Raw genomic sequence first — 23913 nt, 5'->3', positions numbered from 1 at the left:
ATGTAACGCGTGTGTCTGGGCGCCCGACAGAATTGATACACGAGTTCAGTCGGGATCGTCAGCCCGATTCGACCGAATGCGTTGCGGCAGCACCCACTTGTGGAGCAGTGGCGCTCGGGTGTCAGTGACAGGGTGTTCACAGGGTGTGGGCTACTGTGGCCGTCGGGGCCGACACGTGTGGCGCGAGAGCCCCCGAAGAGATGAATGGGATGCAATGTCGACAGCAGCACAGCCGACCACGACCGATACTCCGCACACGGACCCGTCTGATTTGCGCGAGATGACCAATTCGTCGTCGGACCGTCTACTCGTCCAACGCACGCTGTTCACCGGTCCGGAAACCCGGATCGAGCCGGGAATGTACGCCGACACCGACCTCTCCCGGGTGAGGCTCGATCGCCGCCGAGCTCATCTCGGACCGGGGGCACGACTGTCGGCGAACACCTACTTCGGACGTTTCCCCGCCGCCTTCTGGCAGAGCTACACCCGCGTGCGCTCAGTTCGCCTAGAGTTCGACCACGATTGCGCCCCCGGTACGACGCTGCGGATCGACATCCGCGCGTCCGACATCAGCGGTCGCGAACGCCCGGTGCAGACCGCGGAGGTCTCCGGACAGGGACACGTGAGCTTCGACCTCGACGTCAAGCGCTTCCTCGACGGCGGCGCACTCTGGTTCGAGTTGACCGCCATCGACGGTCCGGCCAGCATCTCCGACGTCGAGTGGAGTGTGGACTCGCGGGTCCGGGACCGGCCCGTGTCGGTCGTCATGTGCACGCACAACCGCCCGGTCGACGCCGTGGCGACCGTGCTGGCGCTCGCATCCGATCCCGTCGTGCTCGAGCGTGTCGCCGCGGTGTACGTCGTCGACCAGGGCACCGACCGCGTCGCAGACCAGGCACGGTTCAGCGAGGTCACCGCTGTACTCGGCGACCGCCTGCACTACATCACCCAGCCCAACCTCGGCGGCGCGGGAGGATTCAACCGCGGCATCCACGAGGTCACCAAGGACGGCAACCACGACACCGACATCGTCGTGATGGACGACGACATCACGTGCGAGCCTGAGTCCGTTCTCCGGTTGACCTCGTTCGCCAACAGCACGGCGCGGCCGATGCTCGTCGGCTCGCAGATGTTGCTGGCGTCGGAGACCTACCGGGTGCACATGACCGGCGAGTGGGAAGCGCTCGACGAGCTCAAGGCCGGACGTCCGGGCGCGTATGGCAAGCAGGGACTCAACGCGCTCGAGAAACAACAGGACGCGCGCACCGACGCCGGATGGAACGGGTGGTGGTCGTGTCTGCTCCCGGTCGAGGCCGTCTATGCGGCGGGACTCTCGCTGCCGCTGTTCTTCCAGTGGGACGACATCGAATTCGGTATCCGCGCGCGCCGCAACGGTTTTCCGACGGTCACGCTGCCCAACGCGGGCGTCTGGCACGCCGACTTCCACCTCAAGGACTACGACGAGTGGTCGCGCTACTTCAGTTGGCGTAACGCCCTCATCGTCGCAGCGATCCACGGACCGTTCGACCCGAAGCACCTGGTGGCCGTCATCGCCAAGGAGATCGGCGCGCACATCGTATCCATGCGCTATGGCCTTGCCGCGACTTTCCTTCTCGCCGTTCGTGATTTCCTGCGCGGACCGTCGATCCTCGACGACGGCGGAATGTCGAAGCTGGCGGAACTGAAGGAGCTGCGCGCGCAGTATCCGGACACGGTCATCCGTGACAGTGCCGACGTACTCGTCGACGCCGATCCCAACACGAGGATCTCACGCCGCGGACCGCTGCCCGACGAGGACAAAGAGACCCGCGTGCTGGTCAAACGCGCTGTGCAGCAATGGCTCGGCAGGGTGTCGCCGGCGCCCGTGTCCATCTCAGCCGACGACGGACGCTGGTGGCACGTCGGGCTCTTCTCGTCGGCCATCGTCACCGACTCGTCGCAGACTGGTGTCCGAGTCAGACGGCGCGACAAGCAGGTCGCGGCTCGGCTCGGACGTGAACTCGCACAGTTGTGCCTCGAACTGCGTCGTGACGGACTCGACGTCGCCGAGGAGTGGCGAGGAGCCATGCCCGAACTGACGAGTCGCGAGAACTGGACGAGATTGTTTGACGGCGACTGAACGACTCCGGTCCGCCCGACCCGCACTGGTGGTCGGGATCTTTGGAGTGGTGTTGTGCGCCTTCGGTTCCTGGCGCCCATCGCACTGGTATGACGAGGCCGCAACGGTGTCGGCGGTGCACCGTCCACTGTCGGCGATGTGGGACCTACTCGCTCTGACCGACGCCGTGCACGCGCTGTACTACCTGTGCATGCATGTGTGGACCAAGGTGTTTGGGCTGTCGGAGTTCTCGCTGAGGTTCCCGTCTGCATTGGCGATCGGCATCGCCGCGGGTCTGCTCGTCGTTCTCGCTGCGCGACTGTGGGATACGCGTTTCGGCGTCATCGCGGGCCTCGTGCTCCTCTGTCTGCCGCGCACGACCTGGGCGGGCTCTGAGGCCCGATCCTATGCTGGCACAATCGCCCTGGCGATCGCCATGACGCTTGTCTTGCTGATTGCGCTCGACGTCGACGACGGTGCCACTCGGCGTCGACGCTGGGGGTGGTGGGTGGCCTACGCCGCGGTCTGCGTTGTCGGCGTGGTCTGGTTCTTTTTCACCATCTCGCTGCTCTCCGCGCACCTGCTGATCGTGCTCGTGCGGAGTCGGGGGCGAGATAGGCTCCAGATACGCCGGACGACAGTCGCTTTCGTCATCTCCGCGATCGTCGTGTGCGCGGTCGTTGCACCATTTGCGCGCATCGTCATCTCGCAACGTGGGCAGATCTCGTGGGTAGAGCAAATGTCGCCACGGACGCTCGGCAACTATGCCCGATTCGAGTTCTTCGACGGCGCAACCATTTTCCTCATTGTTGGCGCTCTCGTAGTCGCGGTAGGACTCGCCGCTGCGGTACTCGGTGCCGGCGGCCGGTGGTCGATCCCGGTCATCGGAATGCTGTGGGTCTTCGTGCCCGCGGCACTCGTGTTCGTCTTCTCGTGGTTGGTCGACGCTGTCTACACACCCCGCTATCTGATCTTTACAGCAGGTGGACTCGCGCTGATCCTGGCGTGGGCGGTGCGCCAGATCGCACGCGACCGTGTGTGGGTGGCAGCGCTTCTCGTCCTGGTTCTGGCCGCGGCCGCGACGCCGTCGTACCTCGCCGACCGCAGCGCGTACGGCCGACTCGGCGGCACCGACTTCTCCGAGGCCGCAGACTTCATCGGCGCCAACGCACACCCCGGCGACTGCGTCGCCTTCTCCACCGCGCCGACGTGGAGTCCGGTCTCGCAGCGAGTCGTCTTGCGCGCCAAGCCCGCCGACTTCGCAGGACTCCGCGACGTCGGCCCCTCGATAGATGCGGTCCGGGCCGACTCGCTGTGGGACGGCGACAAACCCGTCACCGCCTATCGACGGTTTGCCGAACAGTGCCAGGTGATGTGGGTGATCACCGACAAGGACCGTGACCACGGCTACGTCGTCTACCCCGGCGCCACCGCCTACTGGCTGTTCTCACCTAACCACTTCACATCGACGTTGCTCTACCAACAACTTTCGGCCGCCGGACTGCACGTCGTGCGCCAGGTGCCGTTCAACAACTCGCAGGTCGTCGAGATGCGACGCTGACGTCGAGCGCACGCTCTGGAGTGCCAACTGTGTGCTCGAGGGCGTCGACTGGGCGTCGCGTCGCGTCGAGTGTGCGTCAGCCGTTCACCTTGGCGATGACGTTCTCGGCGTAGGCGTTCAGATGATCGATCTTGGTCGCAAGTGGCTCGGTGTCGTCACCCATCACGTACGGCAGGCGGAAGCCGACGATCACGTCGGTGATTCCCTTGTCCTCCAACCTCTTACATCCGTCGACCGTATAGGCGTCGAGTGAGATGACGTGGATCTCGAAGGGGTCGTTGAGTTTTCCCTCCGCTTTACGGATGTCGGTGATCTTGTCGAGCAGGGCGTCGAGCTCCTCCGCGGGGCCGCCTCCGTGCATCCATCCGTCGCCTCTGATGACGGCTCGACGCAGCGCGGCGTCGGCGTGACCTCCGACGAGGAGTGGAATCGGCTCGGTGGGTGCGGGAGTCATCTTGATGCGTGGGATGTCGTAGAACTCGCCGTGGAATTCGAAGTACTCACCCGACGTCAGACCGCGGAAGATGTCCATGCATTCGTCCATGCGCTTGCCGCGGCGGGCGAAGTCGACGCCCATGAATTCGTAGTCCTCCGGCCACGGACTGGTGCCGACGCCGAGCGCGAGGCGGTTGTTGGTCAGGTACGCAACGGAACTCGCCTGCTTGGCCACCAGCGCGGGCGGCCGCACTGGCAGTTTGAGAACGAACGGCGTGAAGCGGATCGTCGAGGTAACTGCGCCGAGGGCAGCGGCCTCGATGAACGTCTCGATGAACGCCTTGCCGTCGAGGAACTCGCGATTGCCGTCCGGGGTGTACGGATAGGTGGCGTCGGACTCCTCCGGATACGCGAGCGAGTCGGGAATGGTGAACCCCGCGTACCCCGCCTTCTCGGCCGCCTGGGCGAGTGGTGCGTAGAAGCTCGGATCTGTCATCGCCTCGGCGAAGGTGAACCGCATGTGTCTCCCCTGTGGATCGGTGTCTGATCACACAGTAGAACACGTTCTAGTTCCGGCGAGGGCGGTCGGCGAATTGCGCCCAGTCGACGCGACGGAGCGCCCAGTCGGCACGCTGAAGCGCCCACTCGACACGCTGAAGCGCCCAGTCGACGTCAGTCTGGCCGCACGAACCGCTCGCGTCGGCCGAGCTGCTGCAACCGGAACCACTCGCGGAAGCCCGCGACGTCGCGCTGCTGCACCAGGAAGTACCAGCCGAATCGCGCGTACTCCTGCGGCAGCAGTTTGCGCATGCCGGGCTGGTTCATCAGGAAGCCGCGGTTGCGGTAGGTGAAGAAGCGCTTCACCGAGTTGTCGGGATACTGCGTGTGCATGCGGCCGCCGAGGATCGGGCGGAACTCGTCGGAGCCGTACGGGTGCAGATATGCCGTGGTCAGGCACGTGCCGAAGCGCAACCCGGAGCGCGCCAGGCGTCGGTGCACCTCGACCTCGTCGCCGCGGAAGAACAGCCGGAGGTCGGGGACGCCGACCACGTCGAGCGCATGCGCTGAGAACAGCGCACCGTTGAACAGCGAGGCGATGTCGGGCAGCAGGTCGTCGTCGCCTGCAGGCTCGCCGTCGCCCTCGAACAGCTCTGACCGCTTGCGCCGCCACGCCACTCCGCGGCGTAGCGGGAAGGCGAGTGTGTCGGGGTCGTCGATGTTGACGACGACGGGCGAGACCTCGTCGAGCCGATGACGCGCGGCGCAGTCGAGCAGCGTCGACAACACCTCACTGCCTTCCGGGCGTCCGTCATCGTCGGCGCACCACACCCAATCGGCGCCGAGCGACAGCGCGGTCAACATGCCGAGTGCAAACCCGCCCGCACCCCCGAGGTTGCGCTGTGAACCCACGTAGGTTGTCGGAATGGGTTGCGCGGCAACGAGTTCAGCTACCTGATGCTCGTTCCCGTTGTCGACGACGACGAGGTGGTCGACAGGTCGCGACTGTGCCGAGACCACGGCAAGCGATTCGGCGAGCAACTCCGCCCGCCGATGCGTCACCACCACTGCAATGACACGCGAGGCAGTCACACGCGAGGCGCTGACATGCGATGTCGAGCCCGTGGTGTCGCTCATGCGGACTTGCCGTCGGTCCGATGCATCTCGTCGAGCACCTCGCGCACGTGCGCGGCAGCGGTCGGGCCCTCGTAGGCACCGACCACTTCCTCGATCCCGCCGTCCATCCGGATCTCGCCGTGGTCGATCCAGAGGGCGCGGTCGCACAGCTGCGCCAAGAACTCGTTGGAGTGGCTGGCGAAGACCAGAATGCCCGAGCGCTCGACCAGCGACTGCAGCCGTGTGCGCGCCTTCTTCATGAACTCCGCGTCGACCGCGCCGATGCCCTCGTCGAGGATCAGGATCTCGGGATCGATGCTGGTCACCACACCCAGCGCGAGGCGCACGCGCATACCGGTCGAGTAGGTGCGCAGCGGCATGTTGAGGTAGTCGCCGAGCTCGGAGAACTCCGCGATCTCGTCGGTCTTGCTCAGCATCTCCTTGCGGCTCACGCCCAGGAACATGCCGCGGATCAGGATGTTCTCGTAGCCGGAGATCTCCGGGTCCATGCCGACGCCGAGGTCGAAGACCGGAGCGACCCGACCCTTGACCCGACACGAGCCGCGCGTCGGTTCGTAGATGCCCGACAGCAGCCGCAGCAGCGTCGACTTACCGGCACCGTTGTGACCGACGAGCCCCACACGGTCGCCGTGCTCGAGGTGCAGGTTGATGTTCTTGAGTGCCTCGACAACCACGACGTTCGACGCATTGGCACCGATCACGCCGCCCGCGGCTCCGAGCACCGACTTCTTCAGCGAGCGCGTCTTGGCGTCGAAGATGGGGAAGTCGACGCAGGCGTCCCAGGTGTCGACGCGGACGGCGTCGTTCTTGGTCTCAGTCTGTTTGGAGCTGGTCACGACTCACACCCAATACGGAACTCGGGCGCGGTAATTGCGCATGATGAACAGGGCGAGAAGGCATCCCGCGACGGTGCAGCCGATGACGATGGCCCAGTGGTAGAAGGCCACCGATTCGCCGAGCAGCGGACCGCGCGTGATCTCGAGGTAGTGGTACATCGGGTTGATCTCGACAATCCGTGCCCGTGATGATCCCTCGCCGGTCACCTTGTGCAGCGACGACGCGCTCCAGATGATCGGCGTCATGAAGAACACCAGGCGCACCGCGGTGCTGAGTAGCTGACCGATGTCGCGGAATCGGGTCGTCAGGATGCCGAAGACCATCGCGACCCAGACGCTGTTGATGACGAACAGGATCATCGCCGGGATGATCAGCACGACGGTCCAGCTCAGGTGGATGTGCTTCCAGAAGATCGCGAGCAGCACCAGGTAGATGACGATGTTGTGCGCAAAGATGATGAGCTGTCGCCACGCGAGTCGGTAGACGTGCACCGACAGCGGCGACGGGATCTGCTTGATCAGCCCCTCGTTCTTGGCGAATACCTCTGAGCCGTCGAGGATCGATCCCTCGATGAAGCCCCAGAAGATGAAGCCGAGGGTCACGTACGGCAGGAACGTGGTGATGTCCTCGTCGAACAGCTGCGAATACAGCAGACCCATCGCGACGGCCGTAATGCCGGTCGCGATAGTGATCCACAGCGGACCGAGCACCGAACGGCGATAGCGCTGTTTGATGTCCTGCCATCCGAGAAGCGCCCAGAGCTCGCGCGCGCGAAGTCCGTCCGAGAGGTCCTTGAACGCACGCCGCAACGACCTCGAATCCGACGTCGTGGGTGGTGGCGGAACTTCCCGCTCGTTGACTACCGCTGACACGGGGATTCAGCATACAAGCGCGCGGTTCGACGATCCGGAACGGGCGGTGTCGAGCGAGGAGTGCGCGACTCGATACTCAGAGGTACTGACCGGTGCTCGGCCCGCCGCCGGGGCCTCCCGGCCCACCTGGACCCACGATTCCGGGAGGCAGAGCGCCCTGTCGCATCTGCTCGAGTTGCGCACGTGCGGCCATCTGCTGGGCGAACAACGCCGTCTGGATTCCGTGGAACAGTCCCTCGAGCCACCCGACGAGCTGTGCCTGCGCGATACGCAGCTCGGCGTCGGACGGGGTCGAGTCGTCGGAGAAGGGGAGTGCAAGTCGTTCGAGCTCTTCACGTAGCTCGGGGGCAAGGCCGTCTTCGAGTTCGCTGATCGACGTCTGGTGGATCTCGCGGAGCCGGTTGCGCGACGCCTCGTCGAGCGGAGCTGCCCGCACTTCTTCGAGCAGTTGCTTGATCATCGTGCCGATGCGCATGACCTTGGCGGGTTGCTCGACCATGTCGGCAACACTGTCTTTGGATTCGGCTTCTTTCCCGCTCGTGTGGTCGTCAGGTCCGACAACCACGATGCTCTCGTCACCGGTTGCCGGCGAACCGAAACCACGGGGATCAAATGCTCCGGACGACGTTCCTTCGCTAGCCATGTGACCCATTGTGCCGAAAGCCACCGACACTCGTCACCAGTCGTCGGCATTGCCCCCGAGGCCAGTCGGTATTGCTGTCGACGCCACGAGGACGCCGCAACGCCGCCGTCGCGCCGCGTTCGGCGGCAACCCGTCCGAAGCCCGTGTGCGGGCCGTCTATCGTGACTGGCATGAGTCTCGACGTCGCCGCGGTGCGAGGACTGTTCCCCTCGCTCGGCGACGGCTGGATTCACCTCGACGCCCAGGCCGGAATGCTGATCCCCGACTCCGTTGCCAGTGCGGTCTCGTCCGGGTTCCGGCAGCTCGGCGCAGCGCCGGGCGGGGTCTATCCGGGCGCGGTCCGCACCACCGAAGCCATCGACGGCGCACGCCGAGCGGTCGCCGATCTCGTCGGCGCACAGGCCGCGGGTGTTGTTCTCGGGCCCTCCCGATCGGCGCTCGTGTGGTCGCTCGCGGAGTCGATCGCCCCCAACACCTGGCTCGGCGGCGACGTCGTCGTGAGTCATGCCGACGACGAACCGAACATCGTGCCGTGGCTGCGGGTCGTCGGACGTTATGGCGGTTCTGTGCGGTGGGCAGAGCTCGACATCGAGACCGGCGAGCTGCCCGCGTGGCAGTACAAGAACCTCATCGGCGCGCGGACGGCCGTCGTGGCCGTGACCTTGGCGTCGTCGACGCTCGGTGCGATCACCGACATCCCCGCCATCGCCCGCTTCGCCCACGCACGCGGCGCGATGCTGGTTGTCGATGCGACGAATGCTGCGCCCTACATGCCGCTCGACATCGACGAACTCGGTGCCGACGTGCTCGTGGTGTCCGCAGAACGGTGGGGCGGCCCGCGAGTCGCGGCGATGGTGTTCCGGGATCCCAAGGTCATCGAACGGCTCGTTCCGATGTCGGTCGACCCGCGCGCGGTCGGGCCCGCGCGTCTCGAACTCGAACCGCTGCAGGGTGGACTACTGACCGGGCTCGTCGCATCGATCGAACACCTCGCCTCGCTCGACGCCGACGCGATCGGCAAGAGGCGTCGACGACTCGTCGCCTCCCTCGACGCGGTGAGCGAGTACCTCGAACGCCTGATGGTCTACCTCACGACGACGCTCGAACAGCTCAGCCAGGTCTCGGTTGTCGGGACTCCAGGCAACCGCGTCCCGACGCTCAGTTTCACCGTCGATCAGGTCTCGGCCGACAAGGTCGTCCGACGACTCTCCGACAACGGGATCTGCGCGCTCGCCGACCTTCCATGCCGGGCACTGACGCGTATGGGCGCGAGCGACTTCGGCGGCGCCGTGAGCGTCGGTCTCGGGCCGTATTCGACGCCGTACGAAGTTGACCATTTGGTCAGAACTCTCGGGTCATTCGGTTAGACCAACGTCGCAGCGTATGGCGTGTGGGTCGACCGATCCACACGGTTTCGCGTTTAGCGACAACGCATACTAAGTTGACTAATGTGAACGACCCCGAACCGCGCCCACACACGCCCGGTACGCCGGAGCTGACCACCGACCAGGTCGAGCTCTGGCAGTCGTTCGTAGACGGCGGATGGGCCCTGATGGCCCAGGTGAACAGTACGTTCGGCGCGAACGGTTGGACTACAACCGATCTGCGCATCCTCGAGGTCCTCGCGACGCGTGAGCAGTTCGGCATCAGCGAACTCGCCGCGACCGTGCACATGGGCGTCAGCACCGTATCTCGTCAGGTCGGCAGGCTGATCGACACCGGCGATGTTGTCCGGGTGCGCTCTGACCTCGACGGCAGACACCGACTCGTCCGCATCACCGACACCGGTCGCGGCACGCTGGCCCGCATCTCACGGGTGCGCGACGGAGTGGTGCGCGAGTACGTCGTCGACGTCCTGGGTGAGGACGACTTCACCACCATCTGCCTCGCCATGCGGAAGGTCCGCGGCTCCTGGTCGTGACGGTTACACCCCTTCGACGCCACTTTCGGGCAGCATCGATGGCATGCGTGCAATCACCGTCGACTCCGAAACAGCCACACTGTCTGTCGCCGAAGTACCCGATCCGACGCCGGGACCCGGCGAGGTGCTCATCGAGGTCGCGGCAGCGGGCGTGAACCGCGCCGACCTGCTCCAGAAGCAGGGCCTGTATCCACCGCCGCCGGGGGCGTCGGACATTCTCGGTCTCGAGGTGTCGGGCAGGATCGTCGAATTGGGTTCTGAGGTCACGGGGTGGTCCGTCGGCGACGAGGTATGCGCCCTGCTTGCGGGCGGCGGGTACGCCGAGTTGGTGGCGGTTCCGGCCGTGCAGCTGCTGCCGAAGCCGTCGAATGTGGACCTGATCGAGGCTGCGGGGCTACCCGAGGTTGCGTGCACGGTGGTCTCGAACCTGCTGCTCACGGCGCATCTACAGCTGGACGAGCTGGTCCTCATTCACGGTGGCTCGAGCGGAATAGGCACCCATGCGACGCAGTTGTGTCGCGCGTTGGGGGCCAGGGTCGCGGTGACGGCGCGAACGAGGGAGAAGCTGGCGCGCTCGGCGGAGTACGGGGCCGAGATCCTCATCGACTACTCGTCGGAGGACTTCGTCGAGGTGATCTCCGGGCACGGTGGCGCCGACGTGATCCTCGACATCATCGGCGCGGCTTACCTGCCGCGCAACGTGAAAGCTCTCGCGACCGGGGGACGCCTGGTCATCATCGGTATGCAGGGTGGCGTCAAGGGTGAATTGCCCATCGGCGCAATGATTTCCAAACGACTCTCGGTCTACGGCACCGCGTTGCGCTCGAGGCCGGTGACCGGAGCAGACGGCAAAGCGGCGATCGTCGAGAAGACCCACGCGCGTACCTGGCCGTTGATCGAGGCGGGCTCGGTGGTGCCGGTGACCGACTCCGTGTTCGAGCTCGCCGACGCCCAGGCCGCCCACGAACGACTCAACAGCGGCGACGCGATCGGCAAGGTGCTGCTGCGCGTGGGCTGATGAGGGAACAGGCTGACGAAGTCCACCGGCCGGGCGGGTCCGTGGGCTGATGCTGGTCTCACGCTGCGGGTCACGTACCCTTTTCGGCAGGGAAGCGTGGCAGAGCGGCCGAATGCACTCGCCTTGAAAGCGAGCGTCCGTAACAGGACCGGGGGTTCAAATCCCTCCGCTTCCGCAGAGAAGGGCCAGGTCAGAAATGCGATCTGACCTGGCCCTCGTCGTGGGTGCGGACCGCGGGCGGTGGAGTTGACACAGGAGTTGACACAGGTCACCTGGGAAAGTCGGTAGATTAGTCGCGTGGCGAAGCTCCCCGTCGGGGTCGAGAAGATCGAGTACGAGTCCGGAACCGTGCGCTACGAGGCCCGGGTGGACGCCGAGGTGAACGGCGAACGGCGGCAGTTCCGGCGCCGGTTCAAGACGGCCGCTGAGGCGAGCGACTACCGGAAACAGATGATCGCCGCCGCGGTGGCCGGCAAGGCGGTGCCCACGACGGCGCTGACGGTGAAAATGGCCGTCGATGAATGGTTGGCGGCGCAGGAGATCTCGCCGTCGACTCGGGCCGCGTACGCCGCCGCGCTGGCGCCGGTGGTGGAGCGGTACGGGAAGAAGAAGGTCCAGACGATCGAAAAGTCCGACGTCGTAGAGCTGATCAAGGATCTGCGCGAGGGAACCGGTCCGGGCGGCCGGAAGTGGGCGCGGACGTCGATCAACCCGATGCGCGCTCGATGGCAGTCGGTGTGGGAGGACCTGGTCGAGCAGGGGAAGGTGGCGCGCAATCCTGTCGAGCTGGTGAAGCCGCTGCGCAAGCGCGATGACCCGGTGGCCGCGAAGAAGGAAGTTCTGGATCTCTCGGATCGGCTGACCGACGCGGAGGTCACGAGGCTGGAAGCCGCGCACCCGGCCACGCCGCCGGCGGAGGGCCACATGCGCTCGCCGGGGTACCTGGCCGCGATGCGGGCGCCGATGATCGCCCTCGGGCTCGTCGGCCTGCGGCGCGGGGAGATGGCGGGGTTGCGGTGGTCGTCGGTGGATTTGGACAAGGGGACCATGAAGGTCGCCGTAACGACGCGGATCGCGGTGCGCGGCACAGTCATCGAGCAAGGCGTGGGTAAAACCGAGAGCGCTGGCCGGTGGCTGCCGCTGCCAGATCCGACGCTGGCGGTGCTGAAAGCAGCGAAGAAGCGCCAGGACGGCGAGAAGGAGCGGTATGGGGCACGGTGGAAGGGCGGCGACGACCCCTACGTGCTGACGCAGCAGAACGGCCGGCCGTGCTCGCCGCGAACCCTGAACTTCTGGTGGAACGACGCGCTCGCGGCGGCGGGGGTGCCGCAACGGCGACTGCACGCGAGTCGTCACACCGCGGCGTCGCGGCTCATCGCGATGGGCGTCACTCCGGCCGAGGTGGCGGCGTGGCTGGGGCACAGCGACGGTGGGGAGTTGGTCCTGCGCACCTATGCGCACGTTCACCGAGAAGATCTGAGGCAGGTCGCGTCGGCGCTGGATTACAGCCGCGAGCGGGTTCGACCGGAAGACAGAGGGCCGGTGCATTGGCTCGACGAGCCGATACCGGATCGGCTTCTCGCCGAGATGGGGTTCGAGAGGGACGACGAGGGCACGTTGATGTGACTGTCCCATGTCGACCACCTCAACCGCCGATCGGAACCCGGTCTCAGCTCCTTCCATGTCGACCACCTCAACCGCCGATCGGAACCCGGTCTCAGCTCCTTCCATGTCGACCACCTCAACCGCCGATCGGAACCCGGTCTCAGCTCCTTCCATGTCGACCACCTCAACCGCCGATCGGAACCCGGTCTCAGCTCCTTCCATGTCGACCACCTCAACCGCCGATCGGAACCCGGTCTCAGCTCCTTCCATGTCGACCACCTCAACCGCCGATCGGATCTCCTCTTGTTACGTTTTTTCTGTTGTTACGTTTCTTGAGATAAAAAACGTAACAACGTTGCCGCAGGTAGAGCCCTTTTCCACCATCGTGTTACGTTCCTCATTGAAAAACGTAACAGGGTATTTTTCCTGGTCAGAGCGTGTTTTTGGGCCAGATGTTACGGGGATTGCACCATCGTCTAAAAACCCTATGGCGACATCGTGAGCGGTTTTGGCCACATCTGATCGGATTGGCAATCGAGAGCTCAGGACTTTTTGAAATGGGGTCAATCCCCGTAACCGCGTAACACACCCCTTCTGACCTGGGGAAACGTCGATTTTTGCGTTACGTTTTCGTGTTACGTTTTTCGTAACGCCCGCGACGCCGGGTGTCGACGCCTCGGTGGGTCCATCGCGGTGGGTCCATCGTGTGGATACCGATGACCGCGTCTGTCGCGGCATCGTCGCGGATGCGCCCGAATCCCACTATGTGACGAGGATCACACCGCAGATTCTGCCTGTTTGTCGGGGCGCGGAATTGAAATTTCACGAAAAAAGTCTCGTTTCTAACGACCTGCAGAAATGCGAAACTCGCGATTTTTGTCGTGGGCTGGAAATCGGCGCTACGCCGGGTCCGGAAACGCCTCCTGCCTGCGGTTTTGGGTTGCTCCGGGAGTCGTTGGTTGGTCAAATGTGATCATGCTCGATCGAAATCCTCGGAAAGGAGAGTGGCCATGACTGCGAACGCAACGACCGATGCGAGCCCGCCGGCGACCCGGCTGTTGACGGCCGCCGAATGGGCCGCGGCCCGCCGTATTTCGATGGCTACCGCCTATCGACACCTTCGCGCCGGCCGGGTGCCGGGCGTCGAACGAACTGCGGGCGATAAGGGCGATTACCGCATTCGAGTACCTGCGTAAAGCAGAAACGCCGCCCGAAGGGGGCGGCGTCTCCGAAAACCAAGCGCTTCATGTTTTTGACGGACCTGTCGCGCTCATGACCAAGAAAGTCTGAACAAGTGTATAACAATGCGTCCGACGGCGCGACCGATGTCGACACCGTCGATCTCGATTCATTTTCAACTCCAGCACTTCCCGACGATCTCGTCGAGTCGGTCCCGGGTGGCCCGGGTGGGTCTGGCGACGAGTCAATGGACTCCGAGCAGGCGATGGAGCGGCGTGTCGCCGACATCAAGGAGACCCTGAGCGGCTCCTTCGGCGCTGTGCCGTCGCGCAACCGCGATGGTGTCCCGTACGCCACCTCGACAGCCATCCTGGCGGCCACCGTCGCCGACGAGTACCTGTCGGCCGACAACCTGCCCAGGCTGCGCAACATGGTCTCTGGCGGCACCGCCGGTACGCCCGCACAGCGTGCGGCCCGGGCGAAGCAGGGTGCGCGCGATGTCGCGGATGGCCTGCTGGGCCGCATCAATGACCGCATCGCGTACGAGAACGCGCTGATCAAGGGCACCGAAGACGACCCGCCGGCCCTGATCGGCACCAAGCGCGCCACCCTCAATCAACTCGGCTTCGCTGAGGTCGCCAGGTTGCTCGGAGCGCTCTACTCGGTCGTGTCGATCATGCCCAGCTCGCAGAACACCGATCCCGACCTCAACATCCTGGCCGCCTACGACGATGATCCCTCCAGCCCGCACTTCGGCACCTACCGCTCCGAGGTGGGTCATTTGAGGGCCATCGGGCGCCGTTACCGGCCGAATCTGTCGGTCAAGGAGTTTGCCGACGTCTTGGCCGCTCTCGGCGACTACGCCCCCACCGTCACCCGCGGCGGCGACCGCGACCTGATCGCCTGCCGCAACGGCGTGGTCGACTACAACGGCGGTGACCCGGTATTCCACGAGTTCGACCCGAAGTACGTCTTCCTGGCCAAGCTCGACGTCGACTGGAACCCCGATGCCGAGAACCCGGTCATCGCCAACCCCGAGGGGTGCAGCGCCGGTCACGCCGACCCGGCCGACTGCACGGATGACTGCCTGACCTGGGACGTCGAGAGCTGGATGGCCAGCCTGTCCGACGATCCCGAGGTCGTTGACCTGCTGTGGCGAACCGTGGGGGCTGTGGTGCGCCCCTACAACAGCTGGAACAAGGCCATGTTCTTCTATGCCCGCAAGGGCAACAACGGCAAGGGCACGCTGCTGAGTCTCATGCGCAACATGCTCGGGGTGGGCAACTACGCCTCGATCCCGCTGGCCGACTTCGGCAAGGACTTCCTGCTGGAGCCGCTCACGCGCGCGAACGCGGTGCTGGTCGACGAGAACGACGTGGGCACCTTCGTGGAGAAGGCCGCCAACTTCAAGGCGGTGATCACCAACGACGTGATCACCATCAACCGCAAGTACAAGGCGCCGATCGCCCACCAGCACTTCGGCTTCATGGTGCAGTGCCTCAACGACGAGCCCGTCTTCAAGGACAAATCGGAGTCGATCTACCGCCGGCAGATCTTCGTGCCCTTCGAGAAGTGCTTCACCGGCGCCGAGCGCCGCTACATCAAGGACGACTACCTCCGCCGCCCCGAGGTGCTCGAGTACGTGCTCCGCCGGGTGCTTTCGGGCGATTTGACGTCGCCCTACTACGTGCTTCCCGAGCCAGCGGCGGTCAAGAAGGCGCTGGAGGGCTTCAAGGAGTCCAACGATCCTGTGCGCGCGTTCTGGAACGAGAACCAGATGCTCTTCCAGTGGGACCTGCTGCCGTTTCCCTTCTTGCACGAGTTCTACGTGGCCTGGATGGGCCGCTACATGCCCAACTCCAAGCCGATCGGCAAGAACAAGTTCATCTCCGAGATCGTCCAGCTCGTCGACGCCGATCCGACCTCGCAGTGGTACTGCGACGACCACACCGCGCCTATCCGTCCAGCTCAGCGCATGGTCGACCCCGAGCCGCTGATCGTCGAATACTCCCTGGTCAACTGGGGCGACACCTCGACCAAGCCCGGCGACAAGAACTACCGGACCCGCCGGGCCACCATCCCCGGCGACATGATCAAGTCGGCTTACCGAGGCCTGCTGCGCCGCGACGACCTCGACGTGGTCAGCACCGAGTTCACCGATCCGTTCGCCGACGCGGGCGACGCCGTCGACCCTGTCGACCCTCCGGTCGATCAGGCATCGATGGGTCCGGCCGTGGCCGGCGGCCTGGTGGCCACGGGCGAGCAGCCGACGCCCGCACCGGCGAAGTCGAAACCCAAGAAGCGGCCGAAGCGGCCCACGCCGCCCGTGCCGGCCGAACCCGGGTGCGACCCGTTCGCCCCCGATTACCAGTTTGTCAACAATCCGTACGCGTGAAGGAGGACAGCATGATCACCGTCTACACCAAGCCCGCGTGCGGTCAGTGCACTGCCACGTACGCCGCCCTCGACAAGCAGGGCCTGACCTACGACGTCGTCGACATCAGCCAGGACCCGGAAGCCCGCGACTACGTGATGGCCCTCGGCCATCTCCAGGCGCCCGTCGTGGTGGCCGGCGAGGAGCACTGGTCGGGCTTCCGACCCGAGCGCATCAAGGGTGTGGATCTGAAGGGGGCGTCGTGAGCAAACTGCCCAACCCGTTCAGGCTCGCCCCGGGGCGTGAAGACTACGGCTACACGTACTACTTCTGGGTCGTGTTCGGTGCCGCGCTGCTGTCGGTGGTCGGCAATGTCACCGCCTATGCGGTGGATGAGCTGCCTTACTGGGTGGTGTGGATCATCCACGGGCTGCCGCCGGTGATCGCGGTCCTGATGCTGCACATGTTCTCATCCATCCGTGCGTCGTTCATGGGTGCGATCCGTCGCGACCCGTCCATCCGGCCGGCTTCGCCGTACTCGGGTCTGACCCGGCGTGAACGTCTGCGGAGCTGGAGCGTGGCCGATCTTGCCCTGGCCTTCGTTCTGGCGCTGCTCGTCGGCGCTGTGGTGGCGATCGCGCTGGCGGTGTCCTTCGTGTCCCTGGCGGCTGTTGGCGAGATGGCGGGCTGGGAGGGTCGCATTGCGTGGGCACTGCCGCTCATGCTCGATCTGCCCGCGTTCGCGGCGACGATCGGCTTCATCAAGTCGGGTCATCGGATCGCTGCCGACGAGGTCGTCGCGTCGGCGGTGACAATCGACTCGCCGGACCAGGCTTCGCCGAGTTTGAGCTCGGCCGCCGAGTTCGGTTCCTCCGCCGAGTTCGACGATGGGGTCGGCATGACGGCCCCGCCGAACTCGGCAGGCCGGATGGAGGGCGGCTCAGCGGTCGTCTCGGCGGCCAGTGCGAGCACCGATGACCAGGCGCGACGCGCAAGCGCCGAGTTCCGCGACGAGGTTCGGTCACAGGTCGCCGAGATGGTCGATGCCGAGGTCGCCGAGTTGCCGGTGCCGACGATCCCGCCGAGTTCGGCGCCTGTCGAGGCTGCCGAGTCGGCGTCAACGCTCGCCGAGTTCGACCCGCCGAGTTCGGGCTGGGCCGCCGAGGCTGACGAGGTGAAGTCGGCGACGAGGATCAGCGCCGGGGCCGCCGAGTTGGCGATGGTGCTCGAACTCGACGCGCGGGGGCGGTCGCAGCAGGAGATCGCCGACGAGGTCGGTCGTTCGCGCTCGACGGTCGGTGGCTGGCTCAAAACCGTGCGTGCGCACCGGGCCAAGTCGTCGGTGCTCGCACTGGCCGGCGGACCGTCCGCCGGTCGCAGGTGAAGAAAGGAGAGGACAGAGCGATGGCTGAGGAGAAGGTGTTGTCCCCGGGCGCGAGGGCCGTGATGGACATGATGACGCTGCGGCAGCGGCACGCGGGCGTCACCGACGCGGTGCTCGCTGAGGTCGTCCGGTCCGAGCGGATCATGGCGGCTCTGATCGCCGGGGCGAACGAGGGTCCGGAGGGATTTGCGCGGGCAGCGAAAGAGGCCTACCGGGAGTTGCAGGTGCCGACGAAGGGCGAGATCGAGGATCTCGCCGAGCGGGTGGCGCCGAGCACCCGTGCCGGTGCCACTTCGGTGGCGGAGGTGTTGCGTCGGCGCGCTGAGGGCCAGGCGTACAGCAGCTGCGTACGCGGCGCCTCCGCGAGCGGTTGGTATGGGGGCAGGATTAGCGATGACACTGCGCGGCGGTGGGTGGACATCGCCGCGCAGGAGGAGCCGCGGTTCCAATCGGTGTTGTTGGGGCGAGCGCTGAAGGGGTTGCCGGTGTCGGCGGACCGGAGGGACCCTGCGTTGGAGGCGCGTCTTCACCTGAGGGCCGTCGACAGCCTCTAGCTCGCGCAGCCCCGCTACGAGACCCCTGCCGGATCACCACGGCGGGGGTCTTTTCGGCTGTCGCGGCACAGTTTTCGGTGACGATGAAGGCTAACGGGGACAGCATTGACGGCCACCAAGGGCCGTTTGTAGAGGCGAACGTAGCCAACAGTGATGTCCAGGAGGCTAAGCGGGACAACAGTGTTGGCTATCAATAGCCGACACTGTCGACCATCAAGGGACAGCATCGTTGCTAAGAGGCTAACGGGGACAACATAAACGACCATCAACAGCCGTCAGTGGAGGCGAACGTAGCCGACAGTGACGTCCGGAATTACTCGTCAGAAAAGTTCGCGGCTTATTCGATGCGCCACAGGCGCTTTCGGCTTCATTCGCGGCGGTCGTTCAGATCCGCCGTCACGCCCCCCGGCTGGCCGGGTCGGCGCATCGGTGCCGGTGCTCATGTCGAGGGTCGGTGCGGGGGTGGCCAATCGGTCGCCGTGGTGTTCTTGATCCCTCCGCCGGCCCGCCGACGACCGCGAGCGAGCGAGCACCCGAGGCCGGCCAGCGGGCCAAGCAACCGGTCCGAAGGTCTCACCGAAGAGGTGGGATCGAGGGCCGGTGCGGTCCTCCCCAGGTGCGTGAGCACCTGGGATTTCCCGGCCGCAGGCCGGGATCGTGCCGCCCCGCAGGGGCTGGGGTCCAGGGGCGCGCAGCGGCCCCTGGCGGCACCACGCGAACCCGACCGGAGGGAGGGCGGCATGCAGGCGGCGCGGAGCGCCGACTGTATGACGGCGTGGATGCTCGCCGGGGCCTCAACCTCAGGCGCGGCAGCGCCTGTTTTGCGGTAGCATGGCCCCCATGACGACGACGAAGAGCGACGAGGATCGGACGACGGCGGCAGCCGGCGTCGATCTGACGGCGCTCGCAGTCGGCGTCATGGGGGCGGTGACGGGCCCCCGGGGCCCGGCGCCGGCGGTCGAGCGGGTGGCCGACGCGCTCGCGCGTCGTGCCGCCGGTGCGACGTACGCGGAGATCGCGGCTGCGGTCGGGATCTCGGCGAAGCGTGCGGCGTCGTGGTGCCGAGCGGCGGCGCGGATCGACGGTCGCTTCGACGCCCGGGGCGCCAAGCCTCGGCGCACACGCGCCAGCACCCGGCGCCCGGCGACGCGGATGCTCTCGGCACGGGTCGAGACCGAGCTGGTCGAGCTGCTGGCGCGACGGGCCGAGTCCGAGGGCCGGTCGGTCACGGCGATGGTCGAGGCGGCGCTCAGGAGTTTTGTCGGCCGAAAAGTCGCCGGGGTGGAGACCGCGGTGCGCCGGGAGCTGCGCAAGCGGCTCAAGGAGGAGCTGCGCGACCTCGCCGCCGCGGTCGGCGCGCACGACGCCGAGCTGTCGCGACAGGGGAACAACCTGAACCAGCTGGCGGCCTTCTGCAACAGGTACCGGGAGCTGCCCGTCACGATCGTCGACGAGCTGGCCGCCACTCGGCGGGCGCTGGAGGAAAACCGGGCCGCCACCGAGCGGCTGCACGCGGCCGTGCTGGCGCGGTTCGACGACGGGGAGGGCTGACGCGATGGTCGCCACGATGCTGTCGGTCACCGCCAACGCCTGGGGCCTGGACCGCTACCTGTCGCCGGCGACGGCCGCGCACGACCAGGCCAACCCCGAGGGGCCGAGCCGGCGCGTCGAGTACTGCTCGACGATCGGCGACTGCCGGCCGGAGACGTTCCTGGCCGACGTCGGGCGCACCCGCGCCGACTACGCGCAGACCAGGCTCGACGTCGAGACCTACCACCTGATCCTCAGCCACAGCCACGAGGAGCTGGACCCCGACGACCCCTACCACGTCTGGCTGGCGCACGAGTTCGCCAAGGAAGCGGCCGCCAAGGCCTTTCCCGGCCGTCAGATCAAGGTGGTCACCCAGGCCGACAACGGACGGTGGGAGCAGCACGCCGAGAGCGGCGAGCGGGTCTGGGTCAAGGGCAAGATCCACAGCCACTGCCAGATCGCCAACGTCGCCGAGGAGGCCGTGACGCTGGCGTGGACCGACCGGGACGGCAATGCCAAGGCGGTCCACTACCCGGCCGGCCGGGCGGTCTCCAGCGACATGAAGAACATCTACCGCATCCAGCACCAGGTGACCGACGCGCTGGTGCGGGAGCGATTCGCCTATGACAACGAGGCCTACATGCAGGCGTGCCGCGCCCATGCGAAGGAGGGGAACCAGGTCGCGGGCGACCGCAAGGCGCTGGCGCGGCAGGCCGACGGCACGACCAACGCCTACGACGAACTGCGGATGAGGCTGCGGATCGCGCGGGCGCAGGCGACCAGCTGGGAGGACTACGAGGCGCGCCTGGCCGCCGACGGCGTGCACACGCTCGTGCGCACCAGCAAGCGCGGCGGCGAGCACGGCGTCTCCTACAAGTGGATCGACGCCAGCGGCACGGCCTCGCGACCGGCACGGGCCGGCGGTCGCTCGGGGGTGGGCGATGAGTTCAAGCACACCGCGATCGTCGAGCAGTGTGAGCGCAACGCCGCGGCGGTCGAGCGCGGCGAGACGCTGGAGGCGCCCGATCGCGTCCTGGTGGTGCCGACCAGCTCGGTGGCCGCCGACCGGCCCCGACCGGTCTACCTCACCGATGACGGTCGTCCGCCGTGGGAGGACGAGCACGCCCAGGCTGAGTACCTGGCGAGGGTGCGTGCGACCGGCGGCACTTACGAGGGGCGCGCCGCTGCGGTCCTGGTCACTGGCGAGGGCGTCGATGGCGTGGAGCTGACGCGCGACGGCGACGCGGTGACCGCGACGGTGGACGTCGGGGCCGGGCCGCTCGTGATGGACGTCGAGCCGGCGCTGGCCGCCCGCACCGCGGCGCTTGACGAGCGTGAGGCCGCGATCGAGGACGAATGGGCCAGGCTCGCCTTGATCACGGAAGAGGCGAAGGGTGAGACCGTGGTCATCGTGCAGGAAGCTCACGCCGAGGCCGACGCGATCACCGCATCGGCTAAGGCCGACGCGCGGACGATCCGATCGACCGCGACGAAGGATGCGACAGCGACGACGCTGCAGGCGCGGAGGCAGGCCGAGGAGATCGTCTCCGACGCCGAGGCCGACGCTGGACAGATCCGAGCCAAGGCCCAGGCCGCGTGGGAGCGGGACGAGAAGCCGCGGCTCGTCGAGGCGACCAAGGCCGGAGTCCAGACAGAGTTGGCCGGCTACAAGGAGACTCGTAAATCTGAGATCGACAAAGAGTTGGCCGACTACGAGGCCGACCGGAAGGCGACGATGCCCGAGTACGACCCGAAGCTGGCCGTGCAGGCGATGCAGGCCGCGCGGTTCGATGCCGGCGAGCGGCGCACCATCCCGATCACGATGAAGGACGGGACCACTCGCGACATCAAGGCCAACGACGTGCTCGACCAGGATGCGAAGCGCATCTACGCGCGCCAGGGCCGTGCCCTGACCGACGAGACGGTCGGCCAGCGTGCAGAACGCGTGAAGGAGACGCTGGGCAAGGGCACCAAGGACGTCAACCGCGCCGGTGAGAAGAGCGCCGACCGGGAGGAGTCGAGGTGGCGGTAGAGGACATCACGTCGGTCGACATGTTCGCCGAGGCGGACAGGCTCGACGGCGAGGCGCGCCTGCTCGAAGAATTCGCCGAGGACCGGTACGCCAGCAGCGCGCGGCTCTACACCGGCGGCAGCAGCGCCTTCATCAGATCCTTGAGCGTCGCCGACGACCAGCTCAAGGAGGCTCGCGCGCTGCGGACCGAGGCGTGCGAGTACCGCCGGGTCGCGGCGTTCATGGCCGAGCAGGAGCAACAGGCGTCCCCGGGACCGGCCCGGGGCGACGAGTGAGTGAAGTATGAAGGAGCTGGCATGGGAACCGAAAGTGCGCGCCATGACGAGGTCGACGCCGCGCGGGTGAACGAGATCAAGCGATTGCTCGATCAGCCCGGCGGCGGGCCGGAGGCGGTCGCCAAGCAGTTCGGCAAGGTTGAGTTGGGCAGTGATGAGTACAAGACGGCACAACAGCAGCGCCGGGCCGCGGTGGCCCGGCGCCAGCAGGCGGCCGAGGCCCGTGAGCGCAACGCGCGCCAGAACCGGAGCCTGCACGCACGAGACCGGCGGCGAGCCGAGGGCGGTCAGGACAAGGTGAGCACGGCAGAGCTGCGGGATCGTCTCAAGCAGGGGCAGAAGGATCTCCGCGCGGCCGATCAGGAGTCCGCGCGGGCCAAGGATCTCGGTCGCGACCGGGTGCGGGCCCGGTGAGGGCTCCCCGCCCGGACAGTTGAGAGCCCCGGACGCCGTCAGGCATCCGGGGCTCTCGTCTGTGCCGGTCAGTCCCGGTCAATCCAGCAGGTCGGTCTTGGAGATGTCGGGTAGCAGCACCCGGACCCCGGCCCGGCCGCGCAGCAGCAGCCTGCCCTCGCCGTCGCGCTGCGGGGTGAGCGCTGCGGTGTCCAGTCCGGCGCGGTCGCGAGACTGCGAGGCCTTGCCCGACGCGTCGACGGAAGCGGTGACCCGTTCTTCAGAGGGTGTATTTTTCACGGCGCGCTCCAGCATCTCGTCCTCGTCGGCGCCGGGCAGGATGAGCGTGGCGGGCATGATCTTGCGCATGACCTTGGCCTCGGCCTGACCCCAGAGCGCTTCGAGCTGGACGGAATCCTGCAGCGCCAGGACGGTGCGTATACCGAGGCCTCGGCCCTCTCCGACCCAGGCGTTGGCGAATTTCGCCGGGAGCTTGCTGCCGTTGGTGAACTCGTCGAGGACGAACATCAGCGCTGGCCTCACGCCCTTCTCGACGTCCTCGACATGGTGCCGCCAGTGCTCGACGCAGCGCACCAGCAGGGTGCTCACCGCTGCGCCGGCGTCGCCGACCATCGGCGAGACGATGAACAGCGTGGCCCCGGGCGTGTCGAGCATGTCCGGGGTGAAGGCGGGCAGGCCGACGCCGGCTACGTGGTCATCGCTCCAGCCACTCAGGGCGTTGGCGATGCTGATGCCCACCGAATCCCGCAGCTTGGGGTCCTTGCGCTTGAGCGCGAGCAGTGATTTGGCGTGTCGCGACCCCTGGAGCAGCGCGCGCAGGTAGGCCGAGTTCCAGTTCGGCTCGCTGAGGTCGGGCAGCTCGTCGCCGTCCAGGTCCGGCATCTGCTCGGGGCCGGGGTCTTCGGCCGCGTCCAGCGCCCAGGCGACGCCGCCGCCCCACACCGGCTGGCCGGTCTGGGGATCGGGGTAGTAGCCCCCGGCGCGCAGGATCGTCGTGAGGGGGCGTCGGGCCTGGTCGGCCCACGTCTTGGAGTCGCCCTCGGTGCCGCCGCCGATGGCCAGCAGCAGGTCGGCCATCTTGAGGGCCTCGTTGTCGGTGGAGATCAGCGCGCACGGGTCGATCCGCACCTTGGTGACCGGCACGCCCTGGAGCGCCGATGCGCGCACGGTGCCGGCCAGGTCGAGCAGGTACACCGGTCCCCGCTGCGCCCGCTTGGCGATGGTGAGCGCGACCAGGTCGTCCTTGCAGCTCAGTGCGATGCACGGCTTGCCCGCCCACCTGATGATGTTGGGCGCCAGGACGCGACGCGATTTGCCCGCGCCGGTGCCGCCCGGCACGAACAGGTGCGGCATGGTCGCGGCGATGTCGCCGTGCCTGCGCCCGCGGTTGGTCGGGTCGGTGATGATCGGCGCCACCCCGTCGGGACCGGGCTTGGCGTCGATGAAGCCCGCGTAGGGCTCGTCGGTCAGTGCCGGCGCGGCCCGGCGCGCCTGGGGCTGCTTGCGCGCGAGCGCCATCAGGGCTCCTCTCTGTCCCAGCGCTGCC

Annotated in this window: 21 protein-coding genes and 1 tRNA gene; 16 read left to right on the top strand and 6 right to left on the bottom strand. The window is 66.7% G+C overall.

Features of this window, described 5'->3' with window-relative positions; translation table 11 throughout:
- The first annotated feature begins 214 nt into the window (after positions 1-214).
- The gene (locus tag A5777_RS09725; protein ID WP_064862512.1) at positions 215-2119 is read left to right on the top strand and encodes a glycosyltransferase; all 1905 of its coding nucleotides are present in this window, start codon (positions 215-217) and stop codon (positions 2117-2119) included.
- Positions 2106-3659, top strand: coding sequence for a glycosyltransferase family 39 protein (locus tag A5777_RS09720; RefSeq protein ID WP_197502337.1), 1554 nt, complete (start codon positions 2106-2108; stop codon positions 3657-3659). Before A5777_RS09725 ends, A5777_RS09720 begins: the two co-directional genes overlap by 14 nt.
- A gap of 76 nt (positions 3660-3735) precedes the next feature.
- Here A5777_RS09720 and A5777_RS09715 read toward each other — a convergent pair whose 3' ends face one another.
- The 5 genes from A5777_RS09715 to A5777_RS09695 all read right to left on the bottom strand — a co-directional run bounded on the left by A5777_RS09715 (position 3736) and on the right by A5777_RS09695 (position 8081).
- Positions 3736-4614 carry a TIGR03619 family F420-dependent LLM class oxidoreductase gene (locus A5777_RS09715; protein WP_005208174.1) on the bottom strand — a complete coding sequence of 293 codons (879 nt, stop codon included), beginning with the start codon at positions 4612-4614 and terminating at the stop codon, positions 3736-3738.
- Positions 4615-4766: 152 nt separating this feature from the next.
- Positions 4767-5729, bottom strand: coding sequence for a galactofuranosyltransferase GlfT1 (glfT1, locus tag A5777_RS09710; RefSeq protein WP_005208173.1), 963 nt, complete (start codon positions 5727-5729; stop codon positions 4767-4769).
- Positions 5726-6565 carry a galactan export ABC transporter ATP-binding subunit Wzt/RfbE gene (gene wzt / locus A5777_RS09705; RefSeq protein WP_005208170.1) on the bottom strand — a complete coding sequence of 280 codons (840 nt, stop codon included), beginning with the start codon at positions 6563-6565 and terminating at the stop codon, positions 5726-5728. Before wzt ends, glfT1 begins: the two co-directional genes overlap by 4 nt.
- Positions 6566-6568: 3 nt before the next feature.
- Positions 6569-7438: a galactan export ABC transporter permease subunit Wzm/RfbD gene (gene wzm, locus A5777_RS09700; protein WP_039856694.1), complete on the bottom strand. Its 870-nt coding sequence runs from the start codon at positions 7436-7438 to the stop codon at positions 6569-6571.
- A 76-nt stretch (positions 7439-7514) separates the two neighbouring features.
- Entirely contained in the window at positions 7515-8081 is a 567-nt protein-coding gene (locus A5777_RS09695) for a bacterial proteasome activator family protein (RefSeq protein WP_039856711.1), read from the bottom strand.
- Between the two features lie 170 nt (positions 8082-8251).
- Between A5777_RS09695 and A5777_RS09690 the strand changes: the two genes are divergently transcribed.
- The 14 genes from A5777_RS09690 (at position 8252) to A5777_RS09620 (ending at position 22367) form a co-directional block, all read left to right on the top strand.
- Positions 8252-9448: a cysteine desulfurase-like protein gene (locus A5777_RS09690; RefSeq protein WP_005208164.1), complete on the top strand. Its 1197-nt coding sequence runs from the start codon at positions 8252-8254 to the stop codon at positions 9446-9448.
- A gap of 83 nt (positions 9449-9531) precedes the next feature.
- Positions 9532-10002 (top strand): MarR family winged helix-turn-helix transcriptional regulator, encoded by a 471-nt coding sequence (locus tag A5777_RS09685; protein ID WP_005208162.1) that lies wholly within the window; start codon positions 9532-9534, stop codon positions 10000-10002.
- Between the two features lie 43 nt (positions 10003-10045).
- Positions 10046-11020: an NAD(P)H-quinone oxidoreductase gene (locus A5777_RS09680; protein WP_005208160.1), complete on the top strand. Its 975-nt coding sequence runs from the start codon at positions 10046-10048 to the stop codon at positions 11018-11020.
- 90 nt (positions 11021-11110) lie between these two features.
- Positions 11111-11195: transfer RNA gene (locus A5777_RS09675), tRNA-Ser, on the top strand.
- 122 nt (positions 11196-11317) lie between these two features.
- Complete coding sequence (locus A5777_RS09670; RefSeq protein ID WP_064862511.1) at positions 11318-12646, top strand: tyrosine-type recombinase/integrase; 1329 nt, start codon at positions 11318-11320, stop codon at positions 12644-12646.
- A gap of 989 nt (positions 12647-13635) precedes the next feature.
- Positions 13636-13821 carry a hypothetical protein gene (locus A5777_RS09665; protein ID WP_064862510.1) on the top strand — a complete coding sequence of 62 codons (186 nt, stop codon included), beginning with the start codon at positions 13636-13638 and terminating at the stop codon, positions 13819-13821.
- A 98-nt stretch (positions 13822-13919) separates the two neighbouring features.
- Positions 13920-16199: a DNA primase family protein gene (locus A5777_RS09660; protein WP_064862509.1), complete on the top strand. Its 2280-nt coding sequence runs from the start codon at positions 13920-13922 to the stop codon at positions 16197-16199.
- 11 nt (positions 16200-16210) lie between these two features.
- A complete protein-coding gene (gene nrdH / locus A5777_RS09655; RefSeq protein WP_064862516.1) occupies positions 16211-16444 on the top strand; it encodes a glutaredoxin-like protein NrdH in 234 nt (77 codons plus the stop codon).
- Positions 16441-17562, top strand: a complete 1122-nt coding sequence (locus A5777_RS09650) for a DUF2637 domain-containing protein (protein WP_064862508.1) — start codon at positions 16441-16443, stop codon at positions 17560-17562. The genes nrdH and A5777_RS09650 overlap by 4 nt, the downstream gene beginning before the upstream one ends.
- A gap of 20 nt (positions 17563-17582) precedes the next feature.
- Positions 17583-18116 (top strand): hypothetical protein, encoded by a 534-nt coding sequence (locus tag A5777_RS09645; RefSeq protein WP_156529336.1) that lies wholly within the window; start codon positions 17583-17585, stop codon positions 18114-18116.
- 840 nt (positions 18117-18956) lie between these two features.
- Positions 18957-19667, top strand: coding sequence for a ribbon-helix-helix protein, CopG family (locus tag A5777_RS09635; RefSeq protein ID WP_231895009.1), 711 nt, complete (start codon positions 18957-18959; stop codon positions 19665-19667).
- A gap of 4 nt (positions 19668-19671) precedes the next feature.
- Positions 19672-21678, top strand: coding sequence for an ATP synthase F0 subunit B (locus A5777_RS09630; RefSeq protein ID WP_064862504.1), 2007 nt, complete (start codon positions 19672-19674; stop codon positions 21676-21678).
- Positions 21669-21953, top strand: coding sequence for a hypothetical protein (locus A5777_RS09625; protein WP_156529335.1), 285 nt, complete (start codon positions 21669-21671; stop codon positions 21951-21953). The genes A5777_RS09630 and A5777_RS09625 overlap by 10 nt, the downstream gene beginning before the upstream one ends.
- A gap of 21 nt (positions 21954-21974) precedes the next feature.
- Complete coding sequence (locus A5777_RS09620; protein WP_064862503.1) at positions 21975-22367, top strand: hypothetical protein; 393 nt, start codon at positions 21975-21977, stop codon at positions 22365-22367.
- Between the two features lie 78 nt (positions 22368-22445).
- Here the strand turns inward: A5777_RS09620 and A5777_RS09615 are convergent.
- The coding region (locus A5777_RS09615; protein ID WP_231895008.1) for a type IV secretory system conjugative DNA transfer family protein at positions 22446-23913 on the bottom strand (1468 nt) is incomplete at its 5' end.

It is taken from the genome of Gordonia sp. 852002-10350_SCH5691597, assembly GCF_001665715.1.
Classification (GTDB): domain Bacteria; phylum Actinomycetota; class Actinomycetes; order Mycobacteriales; family Mycobacteriaceae; genus Gordonia; species Gordonia sputi.
Note: the sequence above shows the minus strand (reverse complement) of the source record. Positions and strands in the feature narration are given on the sequence as shown.

Excerpts from the sequence above, each read along its gene's own strand:
- glfT1 (WP_005208173.1), bottom strand. The coding sequence starts at position 5,729 with ATGAGCGACACCACGGGCTCGACATCGCATGTCAGCGCCTCGCGTGTG.
- A5777_RS09665 (WP_064862510.1), top strand. The coding sequence starts at position 13,636 with ATGACTGCGAACGCAACGACCGATGCGAGCCCGCCGGCGACCCGGCTG.
- A5777_RS09645 (WP_156529336.1), top strand. The coding sequence starts at position 17,583 with ATGGCTGAGGAGAAGGTGTTGTCCCCGGGCGCGAGGGCCGTGATGGAC.
- A5777_RS09715 (WP_005208174.1), bottom strand. The coding sequence starts at position 4,614 with ATGCGGTTCACCTTCGCCGAGGCGATGACAGATCCGAGCTTCTACGCA.
- A5777_RS09725 (WP_064862512.1), top strand. The coding sequence starts at position 215 with ATGTCGACAGCAGCACAGCCGACCACGACCGATACTCCGCACACGGAC.
- A5777_RS09635 (WP_231895009.1), top strand. The coding sequence starts at position 18,957 with ATGACGACGACGAAGAGCGACGAGGATCGGACGACGGCGGCAGCCGGC.
- nrdH (WP_064862516.1), top strand. The coding sequence starts at position 16,211 with ATGATCACCGTCTACACCAAGCCCGCGTGCGGTCAGTGCACTGCCACG.
- A5777_RS09680 (WP_005208160.1), top strand. The coding sequence starts at position 10,046 with ATGCGTGCAATCACCGTCGACTCCGAAACAGCCACACTGTCTGTCGCC.
- A5777_RS09690 (WP_005208164.1), top strand. The coding sequence starts at position 8,252 with ATGAGTCTCGACGTCGCCGCGGTGCGAGGACTGTTCCCCTCGCTCGGC.
- A5777_RS09620 (WP_064862503.1), top strand. The coding sequence starts at position 21,975 with ATGGGAACCGAAAGTGCGCGCCATGACGAGGTCGACGCCGCGCGGGTG.
- A5777_RS09695 (WP_039856711.1), bottom strand. The coding sequence starts at position 8,081 with ATGGCTAGCGAAGGAACGTCGTCCGGAGCATTTGATCCCCGTGGTTTC.
- A5777_RS09630 (WP_064862504.1), top strand. The coding sequence starts at position 19,672 with ATGGTCGCCACGATGCTGTCGGTCACCGCCAACGCCTGGGGCCTGGAC.